This window comes from Leisingera sp. CC-HEC093, assembly GCF_059429195.1.
In genome coordinates this window covers 3964361-3981944 of sequence record NZ_JCAIJR010000001.1, presented here as the reverse complement: position 1 = coordinate 3981944, position 17584 = coordinate 3964361, and the positions used below count along the sequence as shown (strand labels likewise).

Genomic DNA, 17584 nt, shown 5'->3' with positions numbered 1-17584 from the left:
TAAAATTGGAAAATCTCAGGCCGCTTTACTGTCTGGCGGGCTGCCGCCGGCGGGCAATTGCCGGCCGCTATTCCGCCTGCCTGCCGTCCTCCGCGGCCTGGCCAAGCAGCGCAAAACGGCGCATCTGACCGCCCTGAGCCGCATCCAGGGGCCGCGCGGGCGGTGTCATCAGCAGCCGGGCGAACAGCGCCCGGTTCTCCTCCGCCAGCATCAGCTCCCGGAACCGCGCCTTGCGCCAGTCCACGGCCTCGCGGTGCAGCTGCGCCAGCCGGGCATCCGCCATCAGCCCAGCCTGCAGCGCGCCGCGCGGGGCGGCATAACGGGCAATCGCGCGGTCCTCGCAGGCGGCGTAATTGCGCTCCACCCAGTAATCCATGCCCAGCCCGGCCTGCCGGTTGACCCGGCCGCGGTCGGCCTTCACCACATAACTCTCCATCGCGCCGAGCGGATAGTGGTTCAGCTGCGCCAGCCGCGTGTTCGGCTGGCCGTAATCTGAAAACAGCCGCTTGGTCTTGAAGGCCGCGCCCAGCTCCCGCCCCTCGCAATCGAACCAGCGAAAGCGCTCCAGCCGCGCCTTGTCCTTCAAACTGCGGGGCCGGTGGACGCCGCATTTCCCATAGGTGCCATCGTTGCGGTAGAGCGTCTTGAACATCACCGCCCGCCAGGGCCAGTGGATCACCTCCGGTGCGCAGCGGGTAAACTGCCCGGTGACCGGGCGGTCCTCATAGTCCACCACGCCGCCATTGCCGAACAGCCGCCAGGTCAGGGTGATGGCATCCGCATCCGGCAGTGCCGCCAGCAGGTCCGCCACCGTCCCGCCGCCGGTCTTGATGCAGGGAAACTCGTCGATATCCGCGACCAGCACCCAATCCGCCGCCTGCATCAGCGGGTGCTTGTCCGCCATCTTCAGCGCGGTAAACTGAATACCCTCGCGTCCATAGGGCCCGTCGTTGCGCACATGCACCAGCTGCCCCGTCTTTTCCAGATGGTCCAGCATCACATCCGTGCCGTCCTGGCAATCGTTGGAAAACACCAGAAAGTCGGTGAATCCCGCCGACCGGTAATGGGCCAGCCATTCCAGAAGAAACGCGCCCTCATTGCGCACGCAAAGGACCGCCAGAACGCGCATCGTCAGACGCCCCCGCAGCGCCGGGCTGCTGGTTGGAACCGCATCTGGGGTGTCTTGCTCATGCCTCGGCTTTCCTTCTTGTTACGGCCAGTCTTACCCGAAGGCGGCTGCGATACAAACCCTGCCGCTTCGCCGCAGCGTCGCGGACGCCCGCGCTTGACCGATGCGCCTGCCCATGGCCTGTTGGGCGGGGTTAGGGGAGGTCAGACATGCAGGCACAGTCCATCGAACAGGTCCAGGAACTGCTCTCAGCCCAGGGCTACGTCTGCGGCCGCGCACTGGCCACCGTGGTGTTCCTGTCGCTGAAATTGGGCCGTCCTCTGTTCCTGGAGGGAGAGGCCGGAACCGGTAAGACAGAGATCGCCAAAGCGCTCGCCGCCGCGCTGGGCCGCCGGCTGATCCGGCTGCAATGCTACGAAGGCCTGGATGCCGCCAGCGCTGTTTATGAATGGAACTTTGCCGCCCAGATGGTCGCCATCCGCACGGCGGAAGCTGCGGGCAGCGCCGACCGCGCCGCGCTGCAGAACGAACTGTTTTCCGCCGATTACCTGATCGAACGTCCGCTGCTGCAGGCCATGCGCCCCGACGAACATGGCGCCCCGGTTCTGCTGATCGACGAGCTGGACCGCACCGATGAACCGTTTGAGGCCTTCCTGCTGGAGGCGCTCAGCGATTTCCAGGTCACCATCCCCGAGCTCGGCACCATCGAGGCGCCGGAACCGCCGATCGTCATCCTCACCTCCAACCGCACGCGCGAGGTGCACGATGCCCTGAAACGCCGTTGCCTCTACCATTGGGTCGACTACCCCGGCTTCAGCCGCGAGGTGGAAATCCTGAACGCCCGCGCACCGGAGGCCAGCGCACAGCTCAGCCAGGAGATCGTCGCCTTCGTGCAGGCCTTGCGCACCGAAGACCTGTTCAAGAAACCCGGTGTTGCCGAAACCATCGACTGGGCCAACTGCCTCTTGGCGCTCGACGTCATCGCCCTCAGCCCTGAGGTGATCGCCGACACCCTTGGCGCCATCCTGAAATACCAGGACGACATCGCCCGCCTGCACGGATCAGAGGCCAAGCGCATCCTTGATCAGGCCAAAGCCAGCCTGGACGCGGCCTGATGCTTCATCTTTCTGGAAATACTCCGGGGGTATGGGGGCAGCGCCCCCATGGCAGGTAATGCCTGACTATCCGCCGCTCTCTCTGCCTGACGCCCCTAAACTGGCCGTGAACATCACCCATTTCGCGCGCGCCCTGCGCAAGGCCGGGCTGCCGGTTGGCCCGGGCCGGGTGCTGGATGCGGTGCGGGCGGTGGCAGCGGCGGGCTTCACCAGCCGCGAGGATTTCTATTGGGCCTTGCACGCCTGTTTCGTCGCCAAACCGGAACAGCGCAGGGTGTTCGCCCAGGTCTTCCGCCTGTTCTGGCGCGATCCCCGCTATCTTGAACAGATGATGGCCGCGATGCTGCCCGCAATCCGCGGCGTGCAAGAGGAACGCGCTGCCAAGCCTGCGGAGAAACGCGCGGCAGAGGCGCTGCTGGACGGTATGCTCGGCCAGCCGGACACGCCGGAGGAAGAAGCGCAAGGAACCGAGATTGAGATCGACGCCTCCCGCACCATGTCAGCAGAGGAGCGGCTGAGGACGCTGGATTTCGAACAGATGAGCACGGCCGAGGTTGCCGCCGCCAAGCGCATCCTGGCGCAGCTGAAACTGCCGGTAACACCCGTCCAGTCCCGCCGCCTGATGGCCGCCCCGCGCGGGCAGCGGGCCGACTGGCGCAAAACCTTACGCGATGCGGCGCGGCAGGGCGGCGATTTGCAGACCATCGCCCGCGCCAAGCGCCGCATCCGCTGGCCCGATCTGGTGGTGCTCTGCGACATTTCCGGCTCGATGAGCCAGTACAGCCGCATCATCCTGCATTTTCTGCACGCCGCGGCGAATGCAAAGGGGCAGGGCTGGGCGCGGGTGCATGGCTTCACCTTCGGCACGCGGCTGACCAACATCACCCGTCATCTGGCGCAGCGCGACGTGGACGCGGCGCTGGCGGCCGCCGGGGCAGAGGCGCAGGACTGGGAGGGCGGCACGCGGATCGGCGATTGCCTGCATGCTTTCAACCGCGACTGGTCGCGCCGGGTGATGGGGCAGGGCGCGGTGGTGCTCTTGATCACCGACGGGCTGGACCGCGGCGACCCGGACGGGCTGGCGCGCGAAATGCAGCGCCTGCAGCTGTCCTCCCGCCGACTGATCTGGCTGAACCCCTTGCTGCGCTGGGACGGCTTTGCCCCCAAAGCGCAGGGCATCCGCGCCATGCTGCCCTATACCGACAGCTTCCGCGCCGGCCACTCCATCGCCTCGCTGCAGGATCTGGCACAGGCGATCTCCAGCCCCTCAGACGCGGGCGAGAAGGCCCGGCTGATGGCGCTGCTCTAGCCGCCGCTTGCAATCTGCCGCCCAAGTGCCGATTTTGATTGCAAACACCCCCGGAACCCGGAAGGCCCGCCGATGCAATCCATGACCCCGTTTGAGCATGCTCCGGAAACCGCGCTGGCGTGGCACCGTTCCGGCACCGGCGCGGCGCTGGCCACCGTGGTCCAGACCTGGGGCTCCGCCCCGCGCCGCACCGGCGCGCAGCTGGTTGTTTCCGGCGATGGGCAGATCGAGGGCTCTGTATCCGGCGGCTGTGTCGAGGGCGCGGTGGTGGTGGAGGCGCTGGAGGCGCTGCAGGACGGCCAGCATCGGCTGCTGGAATTCGGCGTCAGCGACGAGGACGCCTTTGCCGTGGGCCTTGCGTGCGGCGGCACCATCAAGGTGCTGGTGGAGCCGGTTGGCTCTGCCCTGCCGGAGGCGCTGCTGGCGGAGCTGGTAGAAACCCGCGCAGCCCGCACGCCCGTGGCCTATGAGGTGAACCTCGCCACTGGCACGCGGCAACTGCTGCGCGGCGAATACCCGGACCGGATGCGCATGGACCGCTCCGGGCTGGAAGACGACGGCGAGACTTTCGTGGCAGTCCACAACCCGCCGCTGCGGCTGGTGGTTGTTGGCGCGGTCCACATCACGCAGGCGCTGGTGCCGATGGCGCGGATTGCCGGCTACGATCCCGTCATCATCGACCCGCGCGCAGCCTTCGCCTCGGCGGAGCGTTTCCCCGGCGAGACGCTGATGGACGACTGGCCGGACGAGGCGGTCCAGAAGCTCGGCCTCGACAGCCGTACCGCGCTGGTGCTGCTGACCCACGACCCGAAACTGGACGACCCGGCGCTGCAGGCGGGCTTGGCGGCTGACGTCTTCTACATCGGCGCGCTGGGCAGCAGGAAAACCCACGCCGCCCGCGCCGCCCGGATGCAAGACGCCGGCTTCACCGACGCTCAGATCAACCTCATCCACGGCCCCATCGGCCTGGATATCGGCGCTGCCAGCCCGGCTGAAATCGCTGTTTCGATCCTGTCGGAAATGACCGCCGTCCTGCGCGGCAAGCAGCCATGAGGTTCGGCCCGGTTCCCCTGCACGACGCCAAAGGCGCCATCCTCGCGCATTCCCTGCAGGGCGCAGCGCGCAAGGTGGCCAAGGGTACGGTGCTGAGCACGGACGACCTCGCCGACCTCGCCGCCGCGGGCCATGAAACCCTGACCGTTGCCCGGCTGGACCCCGCCGACATGCACGAGGACGCCGCAGCAGAGGCGCTGGCGAACGCTCTGGTGCCGGACCCCTCCGCGCAGGGCATCCGCATTTCCGGCGCAGGCACAGGCCGGGTTAACCTCTATGCCACCGGCGCAGGCTTGGTGCGGCTGAACCGGGATAAGCTGGAGGCCGTCAACGCGGCCGATCCGATGATCACCGTCGCCACCGTGCCGGATTACCACCGGGCGGATGCGGGGGGCATGCTGGCAACAATCAAAGTCATCTCCTATGGCGTGCGCGCCGACGCCATCCGCCGGGCCAGCGAGGGGGCGGGGGACGCAATCCAAGTCCTGCCGCCGGTCCTGACTTCCGCCACGCTGATTGAAACAGCGGTCACAGAGGACACCCCTTCGGACAAGGGCCGTGCCGCAATGGCAGGCCGTCTGCACCGGTTGGGTCTCAGCCTGTCGCCGCGGGTGGTGGTGCCGCACCGGGAGGCGGAACTGGCAGCGGCCATCGCTGAGGCGCCCGGGCAGCTGGTGCTGATCCTCACCGGTTCCGCCACCTCTGACACCCATGACGTGGCGCCTCAGGCCCTGCGCAAGGCAGGCGGCACCGTGACCCGCTTTGGGATGCCGGTGGACCCTGGCAACCTGCTGTTTCTGGGCAAGCATCAGGACAAGCCGGTGATCGGCCTGCCGGGCTGCGCGCGGTCTCCAGCCCTCAATGGCGCCGACTGGGTGCTGGAACGGATCGTCTGCGGCCTGCCTGTCCGCTCTGCCGATATCGCCGCCATGGGTGTCGGCGGCCTGCTGAAGGAAATCCCCACCCGCCCGATGCCGCGCCGCGATGCAGAAGGCTGAATGCGGCGCTGCAGCGCGGGATCTGTGACGCAAGGTCACAACCCCGGGTAGGCCCGGCTGACGCGAATTTGCAATTCTGCTCCCCCGGAAAACACTTCGCGGAACGGGGGTGCCCGTGCTTAACTCCCCTCAGCCAGAATAAAATCAAGCTAAGGGAGGGTACTATGGCCAAGGTCGAAATGACCGTGAACGGCAAGGCTGCCAGCGGCGAGGTTGAAGGGCGCACGCTGCTGTCATCATTCCTGCGCGAGGAACTGGGGCTGACCGGCACCCATGTGGGCTGCGACACCAGCCAGTGCGGCGCCTGCGTGGTGCATGTGGACGGCAAGGCGGTGAAGGCCTGCACCATGCTGGCGCTGGAGGCCGAGGGGGCGGAGGTCGCCACCATCGAAGGCCAGGCCAATGCCGACGGCTCGCTGAACACAATCCAGCAGGCGTTCCAGGACCACCACGGGCTGCAATGCGGTTTCTGCACGCCGGGCATGGTGATGTCGGCGGCAGCGCTTCTGCAGGACAACCCCAAGCCGACTGAGGCTGAAATCCGCAATTATCTGGAAGGCAACCTGTGCCGCTGCACCGGCTACCACAATATCGTCAAGGCGATTATGGCGGCCTCAGGCCAGGATGTTTCCTCCATCGCGGCGGAATGACCGGACGACCCCAGGCCGGAACCGGCCTGAGCTGAACAAGGAGTGACTGATAAAGAGGTGCGCCCCCAAGGCAGCACCCTCCAGGGAGGAAGACCAGACATGCCCAAGGACAATGACAGCGGCATCGGCGCCAGCCCCAAGCGGCGCGAGGATGTGCGGTTCCTGACCGGAGCCGGGAACTATACCGACGATATCAACGTGAACGGCCAGGCCCATGTGCATTTCCTGCGCGCAGATGTGGCCCATGCAACCATCAACTCCATCAGCACATCTGCAGCGGCTGAGATGCCCGGCGTGGTGAAGATCTTCACCGGGGCCGATTTCGCCGAGGTCGGCGGCATCCCCTGCGGCTGGGGCGTCACTGACCGCCACGGCAACCCGCAGCAGGAGCCGCGCCACCCGATCATCGCCGATGGCACCATCCGCCACGTGGGTGAAATCGTCGCCGCCGTGGTCGCCGATACAGTGGAACAGGCCCGCGATGCGGCCGAAGCGATTGAGCTGGACCTCAGCGACAAGCCCGCGGTGGTCAATATGGCCGCGGCGCTGGGTGACGATAGCACCAAGGTGCATGAGGATCTGACCTCAAACCTCTGTTATGACTGGGTGTTCGGAAACGATGATGACGACGCGGTGCAGGCGGCCTTTGACAGCGCCGCCCATGTGACCACGCTGGAGCTGGTCAACAACCGCCTGGTTGCCAACCCGATGGAGCCGCGGGTGGCGATCGGCGACTACAGCCGTGGCACGGATGAATACACGCTCCACACCACCAGCCAGAACCCGCATGTGATCCGCCTCTTGATGTGCGCCTTTGTGCTGGGCCTGCCGGAACACAAGGTGCGGGTGATTGCGCCGGACGTGGGCGGCGGCTTCGGCTCCAAGATCTTCCACTACGCCGAGGAAGCCTTTTGCACCCATGCCGCCAAGGCCTGCGGGCGGGCGGTGAAATGGACCTCGACAAGGTCCGAGGCGTTTATCTCCGACGCCCATGGCCGCGACCATGTGACCAAGATCGAGCTGGCGCTGGACAGCCACAACAATTTCACCGCGCTGCGCACCAACACCATGGCCAATATGGGCGCGTATCTGTCGACCTTCTCGACCTCGGTGCCCAGCTACCTGCACGGCACCCTTATGGCCGGCAACTACAAGACCCCGGTGGTGCAGGTGAACGTGAAGACCGTGTTCACCAATACAGTGCCGGTGGATGCCTACCGCGGGGCGGGCAGGCCGGAGGCGACCTACCAGCTGGAACGTGTGATCGACAAAGCCGCGCGCGAGCTTGGCGCCGACCCGATTGCCTTGCGGCGTCAGAACTTCATCACCGAGTTTCCCTATGAAACTCCGGTGGCGCTGACCTATGACACCGGCGATTACGTGGCGACCATGGACAAGCTGGAGCAGGTCGCCGATGTGGCAGGCTTCGCCGACCGCCGCGCGGAGAGTGAAAAGAACGGCAAGCTGCGCGGCTTTGGCATCAATTGCTACATCGAGGCCTGCGGCATCGCGCCCTCCAACATCGTCGGCATGCTGGGCGCGCGCGCGGGGCTGTATGACGCCGCCACCGTGCGGGTGAATGCCACCGGCACCATCAGCGTCTTTGTCGGCGCCCATAGCCACGGGCAGGGGCATGAAACCTCTTTCCCGCAGGTTGTTGCTGACATGATCGGCATTGATGAGAGCATGGTCGATATCGTGCATGGCGACACCGGACGGGTTCCGTTCGGCATGGGCACCTACGGCTCGCGCTCCATCGCCGTCTGCGGGTCCGCCATGGTGCGGGCAACCGAGAAGATCATCAGCAAGGCCAAGAAGATCGCCGCCCATCTGATGGAGGCCTCCGACGCTGACATCGAGCTGAAGGACGGCCAGTTCACCGTTGCGGGCACCGACAAATCGGTGGCCTGGGGCGATGTCTGCCTGACGGCCTACGTCCCCCACAACTATCCGCTGGAGGAACTGGAGCCGGGGCTGGAGGAGACCGCGTTTTATGATCCCGCGAACTTCACCTATCCGGCCGGCGCCTATGCCTGCGAGGTGGAGGTGGACCGGGATACCGGCAAGGTCACCATCGAGCGGTTCTCCGCCGCCGATGACTTCGGCAATATCATCAACCCGATGATCGTCGACGGCCAGGTCCATGGCGGACTGGGGCAGGGCATCGGCCAGGCGCTGCTGGAAAACGCCGCCTATGACGAGGACGGCCAGCTGCTGTCGGCCTCCTACATGGACTACGCCATGCCGCGCGCCGATGACGTGCCGTTCTACCAGGTGGACCATTCCTGCCAGACCCCTTGCACCCACAATCCGCTGGGGGTGAAGGGCTGTGGCGAGGCCGGCGCCATCGGCTCGCCGCCGGCAGTGGTCAACGCGGTGATCGACGCGCTGCAGTCGGGCGGCAAGAACGTGGCCCACATTGACATGCCGCTGTCGCCTGCGCGGGTCTGGGCGGCGATGAATGGATGAGGTGTTCGCGGGGGCGCTGCCCCCGCACCCCCGGGATACTTCCAGCCAGAAGAAGAGCCTGAACGCTCTTTGGAAAGGAAAAGAAGATGTATGAATTCGAGTTCGAAAAGCCCTCAACCGTTGCCGAGGCGGTGGCCGCGCTGGCGGATGAGGACGCGCAGGCGCTGGGCGGCGGGCAGACGCTGATTCCGACGCTGAAACAGCGGCTGGCGATGCCGTCGAAGCTGGTCTCCCTCACCGGCATTCCGCAGCTGAAGGAACTGAGCGACAACGGCGGCATGCTGACCATCGGCGGTGCGGTCACCCATGCCGAAGTGGCCGAAGCCGCGGCTGGCAGCTATCCGGCGCTGGCTTCGCTAGCAGGGCGGATCGGCGACCCGGCGGTCAGGAACCGCGGCACCATCGGCGGCTCGCTGGCCAACAACGACCCGGCGGCCTGTTACCCGGCGGCGGCGCTGGGCAGCGGCGCCACCATCGTTACAAACGCCCGCGAGATCACCGCGGACGATTTCTTCCGCGGCCTGTTTGAGACCGCCCTGCAGGAGGGGGAGATCATCACCGCGGTGCGCTTCCCGGCGCCGCAGAAGGCGCATTACGAGAAGTTCATCCAGCCGGCCTCGCGGTTTCCGATGGTTGCAGTCTTCGTGGCGCAATACGCTGCCGGGGTGCGCGTCGCGGTGACCGGCGCCTCCGAGGAGGGCGTGTTCCGCTGGCGGGAGGCCGAGGCGGCGCTGGATGCCAGTTTTGCACCGGACGCCCTGGACGGCCTCAGCGTGGACGCCGGCGGCATGATCGGCGATCTGCACGGCACCAAGGAATACCGCGCCCATCTGGTGGGGGTAATGGCCAGACGCGCGGTGGCCGCCGCAGCCTGAAGCCGGTCCGCAGGGGAGATGCAGCAGGCACCGGTGGCCCGGTGCCTGTTTCGCCTCAGTGCTTCAGGTAGCCTGACATTTCCTCCAGCAGGGTCTGGGTCTTGCCGGACAACTCGCGGATTTCGGTCGCGATGACGGCAAACCCCTTGCCCATGTCGCCGATCCGGGCTGCCTCGATCGAGGCGTTGAAGGAAATGAACTTGATGTTCTTGCCGACACCCTCGGCATTGGCGATGGTGGCGCGCATCCGGGCATCGCGCTCTTCCTCGCGCTGCTGCTGCGCCTCGCGCAGTGTTTGCACCATGTCCTTAAGGAACGCCGACACCGCTGGTTCCAGCCGGTAGAGGCAGAGGGAGGTGAGGTCCGGCACTGCGCGCACCTGTGCCAGCGCGCCGCCATCTTCGGCAGTTACGGCGTGATGCAGCGGTGCCAGCAACTGCAGGCAGGCCTCGCGTTTTTCCTCAAGCTCAGCGGGCAGGGCGTAGCTGCACTCCGCCAGCAGATCCTCCAGACCGCTGCTGAGCATGCCGTGCGCCGCGCAAATGCGTTGCACCGAGAGGGCCAGGGCGTCCTCTGCATTGCCGCCGCCGGCGTCTCCCGGCGCCTGCGACAGCGCCAGCAGCGACAGGGCGGCGATGCGGCTGGGGCCGATGGCCATGAAGGCGGTGTTCTGGACGTCGGTCAAATTGGTCATGCGGGTGCCTTCATTGAGAATGGCACCTGTATAGCGGGCATGCATTAAGGCAGCGCTAACCCAGGAAAATAAAAACCCCGCAGGCGGCGGCCTGCGGGGCTGTGCCCTGCACCAGCGGTGCGCGGCTTACTTCTTGGCCAGCGGTCCGATCATCATGATCATCTGGCGGCCTTCCATCTTGGGCATGTTCTCGACCTTGCCCAGTTCCTTGGTGTCCTCGGCAACCCGTTCCAGCAGCTCGCGGCCGAGGTTCTGGTGCGCCATCTCACGGCCGCGAAAGCGCAGGGTGACCTTCACCTTGTCGCCGTTTTCCAGGAACTTGTAGACGTTCCGCATTTTCACATCGTAGTCATGAGTGTCCGTGTTGGGACGGAACTTGACCTCTTTGACCTCGATGATCTTCTGCTTCTTGCGGGCTTCGCTCTCGCGTTTTTGCTGTTCGTACTTGAACTTGCCAAAGTCCATGATCTTACACACGGGCGGATTGGCGTTGGGCGAGATTTCTACCAGATCAAGTCCGGCCTCAGCCGCCATGTCCATGGCTTTGGCCGGGTGCACGACCCCGACGTTTTCGCCATCGGCGCCGATCAGGCGGATTTCGGAGGCACGGATTTTTTCGTTGACGCGCGGGCCGGTGTCACGTTGGGGCGGCGCGTTATGAGGTCTGCGGGCTATGACTGCGATCCTTCTGTCATTGCAAAAAGTGCGGGAACGCTACTGCCCCCGCGCGTATGATTCAAGCGTTATGGGCGGTATGGCTGCAGGAAAGCCGCATTTCAAGGCCGCATATTGCAAATGGCGCTGAAATCGGCGGCGGGCAGCGCGCGGCAGCTGCTTGAAGGCTGCGGCGCAACAGCCTGAAAAGCCGGCATTGCGGCGGCGTTCCGCCAGTTTTGGGCAGATTGGCGGCAGCGGGCCGCCCGTGACGCGTATGGCGCAAACTTCCCCCTTGAGCTGTGCCGCGCGCTTCGCCATCTGGCAGGGCAGATGCCGCGACAACAGCGGCCCCGGCCTGCCGCAGGCCGGCAGGAGCAAGGAGAGGATTATGAAACAGTTGTTGATCGTGCTGGGGCTGGGTGCCGCAGCGGTGGCCGCCTACCTGCTGGTGGCCGGCCAGGACGCGCAGGAGCCCGCCCCGGCAGAAGCCCCTGCAGTGCAGGAAGAGCAGAGCAGCACCGCACCGGAAACCGCAGTGGAGCCGGCAGCGGAAGCTGAAGAGGCGGCACAGGACGCGGCGGAGGCCGTGGAAGAGGCCATCGATTCCGGTGCTGAGGCCGCAGGTGCTGCGGTTGAGGCGGCGCAGGATGCCGTGAACCAGGCTGCCGACGCGGTTTCGGAAACCGTGGGAGACGCGCTTGACGGCGCTGCGGAAGCGTCCGGAGAGGCCTCCGGCACAGCAGCAGATGCAGCCGCCACTGCGATTGACAGCGCCGCCGGTACCGCTTCCGGCGCGGTTGACAGCGCTGCGGACACTGCCGAAGGCGCGGCGGATGCCACCCAGGACGCCGCAAGCGAGGCGCTGGACAGTGCAACCACTACCGCTGATGAGCTGTTGAACCAGAGCGGTGCCGGCAGCACTGGCACTGCTGAAGAGGCCGCAACCGCGAGCGAATGAGACCGGCTGCTAAAGGGTCAGGTAAAGAAGAGGCGGCCGGGAATTCCCGGCCGCCTTTTTCGTTCAATCGGGTGTTTGCCCGGTCTGGCTGCGGCTGATCAGTTCGGCCGCGCCTGCGCCTGCTGCGCCAGGCGTGCCATGTGGGCTACGGGCGGCTGGGCTTCGGCCGGTTCCTGCGGCGGCATCACAAATGCCAGGAAGCTCTCCCAGCCGGCGCTGCTGCCGCCCTGCTTGCGGGCGCGCTGAATCTGCAGCTGCGCCACTGCGATCAGGTCCAGCTGCCGGCTGCTGTCATAGGCGCTGCCGGACAGGCCTGACAAATGGCTGCGGAAGCGTTCGCCCATGGAATTCAGCAGCAGCATCGGCGCGGTCATCGGATGGCCTGCCTGCACCAGCGCGTCGAACAACTGGTCGATCTCCTGCGGCCCCATGGCGCGCGTATCAAAACGCGCCTTGATGGCGGCAATCTTTTCCGGGGTTGAGGGCTGCACCTGGCCGGGGCGGTTCTGAAAACCGGCAACCGCCGCGTTGATACGGGCCTTGCCTGCCTCGCTTCTGACGGACTGAAAAAGAGGGGAGTGCCCGGGGGCCGTTTCGTTGTGCATCTGCTGTTGCTCCATTCTGGATCTCAGCAACCGGGATACCGATTCATCCCCAACAAAAGATAAACGGGAGGCGGCAGCCTCCCGTCAAATTCGTGTCAAAAATGGGGCTTGCCGCGGAGGGCGCCCGGTCTGGCATCAATCCAGAAACGCCTTCTCCACCACGAAATGCGCAGGCTTGGAATTGGCGCCCTCTTCGAGGCCATAGGTGTTCTCGAACAGGTCCTTGAGCTCCAGGTTGAAGGCCAGGTTGCCGCAGATCATCGCGCGGTCGCTTTCCGGGTTCAGCGGCGGCACGCCGAGATCCGCAAACGCCTCGCCAGAGCGCATCAGGTCGGTGATGCGGCCCATCTTGGGGCTCTCTTCGCGGGTGGTGGTCGGGTAGTATTTGATCTTCTTCCAGAAGCCCTCGCCGATCACCTCATTCAGCAGTTCGTCGTCCTTCAGGCTCTCGATCAGCTCGCGGCCATAGGTCAGCTCGCCTGCTTCGCGGCAGGTGTGGGTGATGATCACTTCATCGAATTTCTCATAGGTTTCCGGCTCGCGCAGCAGCGAGGCAAAGGGCGCGAAGCCGGTGCCGGTGGCAAAGAACCAAATCCGCTTGCCCGGAACCAGCGCATCATGCACCAGGGTGCCGACGGGCTTGGGGCGCAGAATGATCTCATCGCCTTCCTTGATGTGCTGCAGCTTGGAGGTCAGCGGGCCGTCCTGCACCTTGATCGAGTAGAACTCCATTTCCTCGTCCCACGACGGCGAGGCGATGGAGTAGGCGCGCAGCAGCGGTTTCTGCTTGCCGGTCTTGGGGTCCGGGTCGTTCATCAGGCCGATCATCACGAATTCGCCGGAGCGGAACCGCAACGACGCAGGCCGGGTGCAGCGGAAGGAGAACAGCCGGTCGGTCCAGTGTTTCACCTGGGTCACGGTCTGCGCATCGGGCAGGGCCGGCACGGCTTTGGCCGGTTTCGGGTCGGTTGCAGTGTCGGTCACGGGTGTCATCTCATTCATCGGGTCCACTGCCGGAGGAGTAGCCGGCACCTCTGATTAGTCTTTGATACAGGTCAGGAAAACCCCCTGTTTTGCGAAACCGGCCCCGCGTTTGACGCAACGGAGCCGGTTTCAGGGAGTGTCCCGGGTTACGGGGCTGGCTTAGCGGGCAGCGGTGCTGCCGCGCAGGCGGGCCTGATAGCTGTGGTCTTTCCAGTTGGCGCGGGCCAGCCACTGGTCCTCGGGCTGGCGGGCGGCGAGGTCGTCGCTCAGCTCCACCTCGTCAAAGCCGGAGCGGCGGACCATGGCGTACTGGTCGGCAATCACATGGCCAAAGGCGCGCAGGCGGCCCTCATAACCCTTCAGCCGCAGCTGACGGGCCAGGGTAAAGCCGCGTCCGTCGGCAAAGCTGGGGAATTCAACCCGCACCAGCTTCACGCCGTCCAGCGACACGTCATTCAGATTGGCGTCGGAAGCCAGCTCAAGCACATCCGAGCCCTCAAAACCGGTGGTCCAGTCGTCGGCCGCAAAGCCGGTGTCGGTCACGATAACAGTCATCTCACTCACGCTCCTGTGCGTACGAATTTGCCATCCACAACGTGGATGCCGCATTCTTCCTTGTTTTCCCCGCGCCACCGGCCGGCGCGCGGGTCTTCGCCATCCTTGACCGGGCTGGTGCAGGGGGCGCAGCCGATCGAGGGATAGCCCTTGGCGACCAGCGGATGGCGGGGCAGGCGGTTTTCATCCATATAGGCGCGCACGTCCTCGGGCGCCCAATGGGCCAGCGGGTTGATCTTGAGCCGCCCGGTGCCCTCTTCGACCTCGAAGAACTCCAGCGCGGCACGGGTGCCGGCCTGGAACCGCTTGCGGCCCGTAATCCAGCCGTCATAGCCCGCCAGCGCCTTTTGCAGCGGCACGGTTTTGCGCAGGGTGCAGCAGGCATCCTTGTCGCTGAACCTGAGCGCCCCGTAGGGGTCCTTCTCGGCGATGTCATCGGCGCGGATAATGCGCACATTGCGCAAGCCCAGCCGCTCGCTCACTTCCTGCTGATAGATCAGCGTCTCGGTGAACAGCAGTTCGGTGTCCACAAACACAACCGGCGTCATCGGGTCGATGACCGCGGCCATGTGCAGCAGCACCACGGATTCCGCGCCGAAAGAGGAGACCAGGGCGATGTGTCCTGCGTCCCGCAATGCGCCCTCCATCACCGAGGTGGCCGAATGGTGGCGGAAGCGCGAATTCAGCGCCTCCGCCTTGGCGGCCAGCTCCCGGTCCCGGAGAAGCTCGGCTTCTCCGGCGGGCCTATTTCCGGCTGAATGGAACATCAGATCAGGCGACCTTTTTCTGAGCCTCGGGATAGAGGGCTGCCTTGAACGGCTCCATGCCGATCCGGCGGTAGGTTTCGAGGAAGGTTTCCTCTGCGCTGTCACGCTGGGCCATGTAAACCTCGACGATTCGCTCCACGGCGGGAACAATCTCGTCATAGGCAAAGCCGGGGCCGGTGCGGGTGCCGATGGCAGCCGTCTCGGTGGCGTCGCCGCCCAGGGTGATCTGGTAGTTTTCAACACCGGCGCGGTCCAAACCAAGAATGCCGATATGGGCAACATGGTGGTGGCCGCAGGCGTTGATGCAGCCCGAGATCTTGATCTGCAGATGGCCGATGTCGTGCTCCATCTTCAGTTCGTCAAAGCGGGTTGCAATTTCCTGCGCGACCGGGATCGAGCGGGCGGTTGCCAGCGCGCAGTAATCCATGCCCGGGCAGGCGATGATGTCCGAGATCAGGCCGATGTTGGCGGTGGCCAGGCCGTTTGCCTTCAGCGTGGCGTGAATTGCCGGCAGGTCGTTCTTGTGGACATGCGGCAGGATCACGTTCTGCTGGTGGCTGATGCGCAATTCGCCATAGCCGTACTGCTCAGCCAGGTCGGCCATCACCCGCATCTGCTCCGCCGATGCGTCGCCCGGGGTTGCCCCATGCGCCTTGATCGAGATGGTGGCGATGGCGTGGCCCGCGGCGCGGTGCGCGTGCAGATTGGTGTCGGCCCAGGCACGGAACACCGGGTCGTTTGCATAGGCTGCATCGAACGCATCGGTCGGGGCGGAGCGGAATTCCGGCGCCTGGAAATGCGTCTTGATCTCTTCCAGCAGCTGCTGGTCGGTGCCGTCGTACTGGCCGCGGATCGCCATAAAGGCTTCCTCGGTCATCGCGCGGTAGGTGTCGATGCCGTTCTCGGAGACGGTGATCTTGATGCGCGCCTTGTACTTGTTGTCGCGGCGGCCCAGCACGTTGTAGACGGTCAGAACCGACTCCAGATAGGGCAGCAGATCCGCCTGCGGCAGGAACTCGCGCAGCACCTGGCCGATCATCGGGGTGCGGCCCAGGCCGCCGCCGACGATGACCTTGAAGCCCACCTTGCCGTCCTGTTCCACCACCTGCAGGCCCACGTCATGCGCCTTGATCACGGCGCGGTCAGCGCTGCTGCCGGTGATGGCGATCTTGAACTTGCGGCCCAGGAACTGGAATTCCGGGTGGTCGGTGGACCACTGGCGGATCAGCTCGGCATAGGGGCGGGGGTCGGTCAGCTCATCCGCGGCGGCACCGGCGAAATGGTCGGCGGTGGTGTTGCGGATGGTGTTGCCAGAGGTCTGGATGGCGTGCAGGCCGGCCTCACCCAGCGCATCCAGCATGTCCGGGATGTCGCGCAGCTTGGGCCAGTTGTATTGGATGTTCTGGCGGGTGGTGAAATGGCCGTACCCCTTGTCCCACTTCTCGGCCAGCAGCGCCAGCGTGCGCATCTGGTTCGGGTTCAGGGTGCCATAGGGGATCGCAACCCGCAGCATATAGGCGTGCAGCTGCAGGTAGACGCCGTTCATCAGGCGCAGCGGCTTGAATTCGTCCTCGGTGAGGGAGCCGTCGATGCGGCGCTCGACCTGGGCGCGGAACTGGGCGTTGCGTTCCGCCAGGAAGGCTTCGTCAAACTCGTTGTACTTATACATTGGCTTGCGCCTCCTGCTTGCCATGGAAGTAGTTCGAGGGGCCGGTGCGGCGGAAGTCCTCGCGGAAGTGGGTCGGCTCAGGCCCGTTCGGGCCTGCCTTGGCGTCGGCCAGATAGGCGCCGACGATCTTGATGTTCTGCTTCTCCGCTTCCAGCAGGCGCAGCTGGGCGTCTGCCTCGTCGGTGATCAGCTCAGCCTCCGACAGCTCACGGGTCCAGGTGTCCTGGGCGGTGAAGTAGATCACGTCGCCCTCAAGCAGGTCGTTGGCGGTGATGACTTTGGGTGTAAAGGCGCGGGCCATTATGCAAGCTCCGTTTTAAGATCGTTCAGGGCTGCCGCCGCCTGGCGCGGGGCAAGACCCAGGAAGGTGAGGGCAGGACCGTCGAATCCTGCCGCGTCCAGGTCGGCGGGCAGGCGGTCCAGTGTTGTTTCCAGCACCCGCTGATCGGGGCGCGAGGCGTTTTCGATGATCGTCACCGGCGTCGCGCGGTCGGCGCCATGCATGATCAGGCGGCCCTGCACGAAGCGGGCGGATTTCTTGCCCATATACACGGCTGCAACCTCGCCCGGGCGCGCCAGTGCCGCCCAGTCGTGATCGGCAAAGCCGGTCATCGCGTGGCCGGTCAGGAACCGCACTGCGGTATTGCGGCCGCGCTGGGTCAGGCTCTGGCCGATGGCGGCGGCGGCGGCCGACGCGGCGGTGATGCCGGGGATGATGCTGTAGGCAATGCCGGCCGCCTCGCAGGCGCTCAGCTCCTCATCCAGGCGGGCAAAGATCGCCGGGTCGCCGCCCTTCAGACGCAGTACCTTCTTGCCTTCCTTCGCCAGTTCCACCAGACGGGCGTTGATGTCCTCTTGCGAAACCTGGGCACCGAACCCCTCCTTGCCGGCATCCTCCAGCGCGGCCTGCGGGCCGGCCAGCGCGAGGATTTCATCGCTGACCAGACGGTCGTGCAGGATCACGTCGGCGGCTTGCAGCGCGCGCAGGGCTTTCAGGGTCAGCAGCTCCGCATCGCCGGGGCCGGAACCCGCAAAGGTCACCTGGCCTGCCACCATACAATCCATGCTGCCACGGGTGCGAGTGGCGGCATTGGCGG

18 protein-coding genes are annotated in these 17584 nt (G+C 65.5%); 8 read left to right on the top strand and 10 right to left on the bottom strand.

The window, feature by feature from the left end; genetic code table 11:
* Positions 1-67: 67 nt before the first annotated feature.
* A complete protein-coding gene (locus tag AC5STB_RS19600; protein WP_495444444.1) occupies positions 68-1129 on the bottom strand; it encodes a glycosyltransferase family 2 protein in 1062 nt (353 codons plus the stop codon).
* Between the two features lie 209 nt (positions 1130-1338).
* Here AC5STB_RS19600 and AC5STB_RS19595 point away from each other — a divergent pair, with 209 nt between their 5' ends.
* The 7 genes from AC5STB_RS19595 to AC5STB_RS19565 all read left to right on the top strand — a co-directional run bounded on the left by AC5STB_RS19595 (position 1339) and on the right by AC5STB_RS19565 (position 9598).
* Positions 1339-2244, top strand: coding sequence for an AAA family ATPase (locus tag AC5STB_RS19595; protein ID WP_495444443.1), 906 nt, complete (start codon positions 1339-1341; stop codon positions 2242-2244).
* 58 nt (positions 2245-2302) lie between these two features.
* Positions 2303-3553, top strand: coding sequence for a vWA domain-containing protein (locus AC5STB_RS19590; RefSeq protein WP_495444442.1), 1251 nt, complete (start codon positions 2303-2305; stop codon positions 3551-3553).
* Positions 3554-3625: 72 nt separating this feature from the next.
* Positions 3626-4606 carry an XdhC family protein gene (locus AC5STB_RS19585; RefSeq protein ID WP_495444441.1) on the top strand — a complete coding sequence of 327 codons (981 nt, stop codon included), beginning with the start codon at positions 3626-3628 and terminating at the stop codon, positions 4604-4606.
* Positions 4603-5604, top strand: coding sequence for a molybdopterin-binding protein (locus tag AC5STB_RS19580; RefSeq protein ID WP_495444440.1), 1002 nt, complete (start codon positions 4603-4605; stop codon positions 5602-5604). Before AC5STB_RS19585 ends, AC5STB_RS19580 begins: the two co-directional genes overlap by 4 nt.
* Before the next feature lie 164 nt (positions 5605-5768).
* Complete coding sequence (locus AC5STB_RS19575; protein WP_495444439.1) at positions 5769-6254, top strand: (2Fe-2S)-binding protein; 486 nt, start codon at positions 5769-5771, stop codon at positions 6252-6254.
* Between the two features lie 99 nt (positions 6255-6353).
* Complete coding sequence (locus AC5STB_RS19570) at positions 6354-8723, top strand: xanthine dehydrogenase family protein molybdopterin-binding subunit (RefSeq protein WP_495444438.1); 2370 nt, start codon at positions 6354-6356, stop codon at positions 8721-8723.
* Between the two features lie 86 nt (positions 8724-8809).
* Complete coding sequence (locus AC5STB_RS19565; RefSeq protein ID WP_495444437.1) at positions 8810-9598, top strand: FAD binding domain-containing protein; 789 nt, start codon at positions 8810-8812, stop codon at positions 9596-9598.
* Positions 9599-9653: 55 nt separating this feature from the next.
* On the opposite strand, the gene AC5STB_RS19560 is transcribed toward AC5STB_RS19565, so the two are convergent.
* Positions 9654-10292 (bottom strand): methyl-accepting chemotaxis protein, encoded by a 639-nt coding sequence (locus AC5STB_RS19560; RefSeq protein WP_495444436.1) that lies wholly within the window; start codon positions 10290-10292, stop codon positions 9654-9656.
* A 126-nt stretch (positions 10293-10418) separates the two neighbouring features.
* Positions 10419-10880, bottom strand: a complete 462-nt coding sequence (gene infC, locus AC5STB_RS19555; protein WP_495444633.1) for a translation initiation factor IF-3 — start codon at positions 10878-10880, stop codon at positions 10419-10421.
* A 457-nt stretch (positions 10881-11337) separates the two neighbouring features.
* Between infC and AC5STB_RS19550 the strand changes: the two genes are divergently transcribed.
* Entirely contained in the window at positions 11338-11907 is a 570-nt protein-coding gene (locus tag AC5STB_RS19550; RefSeq protein ID WP_495444435.1) for a hypothetical protein, read from the top strand.
* 98 nt (positions 11908-12005) lie between these two features.
* Here the strand turns inward: AC5STB_RS19550 and AC5STB_RS19545 are convergent, their stop codons facing one another.
* From AC5STB_RS19545 to cobA, 7 genes are all read right to left on the bottom strand, one after another.
* Complete coding sequence (locus AC5STB_RS19545) at positions 12006-12512, bottom strand: hypothetical protein (protein WP_495444434.1); 507 nt, start codon at positions 12510-12512, stop codon at positions 12006-12008.
* Between the two features lie 135 nt (positions 12513-12647).
* A complete protein-coding gene (locus AC5STB_RS19540; protein ID WP_065269372.1) occupies positions 12648-13514 on the bottom strand; it encodes a ferredoxin--NADP reductase in 867 nt (288 codons plus the stop codon).
* Positions 13515-13655: 141 nt separating this feature from the next.
* Positions 13656-14051: a DUF934 domain-containing protein gene (locus AC5STB_RS19535; protein WP_495444632.1), complete on the bottom strand. Its 396-nt coding sequence runs from the start codon at positions 14049-14051 to the stop codon at positions 13656-13658.
* A 5-nt stretch (positions 14052-14056) separates the two neighbouring features.
* Positions 14057-14818: a phosphoadenylyl-sulfate reductase gene (locus tag AC5STB_RS19530; protein ID WP_495444433.1), complete on the bottom strand. Its 762-nt coding sequence runs from the start codon at positions 14816-14818 to the stop codon at positions 14057-14059.
* 4 nt (positions 14819-14822) lie between these two features.
* On the bottom strand, positions 14823-16487 hold the full coding sequence (locus AC5STB_RS19525; RefSeq protein WP_495444432.1) for a nitrite/sulfite reductase: 1665 nt from the start codon (positions 16485-16487) through the stop codon (positions 14823-14825).
* Positions 16480-16788 carry a DUF2849 domain-containing protein gene (locus tag AC5STB_RS19520; protein WP_495444431.1) on the bottom strand — a complete coding sequence of 103 codons (309 nt, stop codon included), beginning with the start codon at positions 16786-16788 and terminating at the stop codon, positions 16480-16482. The genes AC5STB_RS19525 and AC5STB_RS19520 overlap by 8 nt, the downstream gene beginning before the upstream one ends.
* Positions 16788-17543 (bottom strand): uroporphyrinogen-III C-methyltransferase, encoded by a 756-nt coding sequence (gene cobA / locus AC5STB_RS19515; protein WP_495444631.1) that lies wholly within the window; start codon positions 17541-17543, stop codon positions 16788-16790. Before cobA ends, AC5STB_RS19520 begins: the two co-directional genes overlap by 1 nt.
* Positions 17544-17584 lie beyond the last annotated feature (41 nt).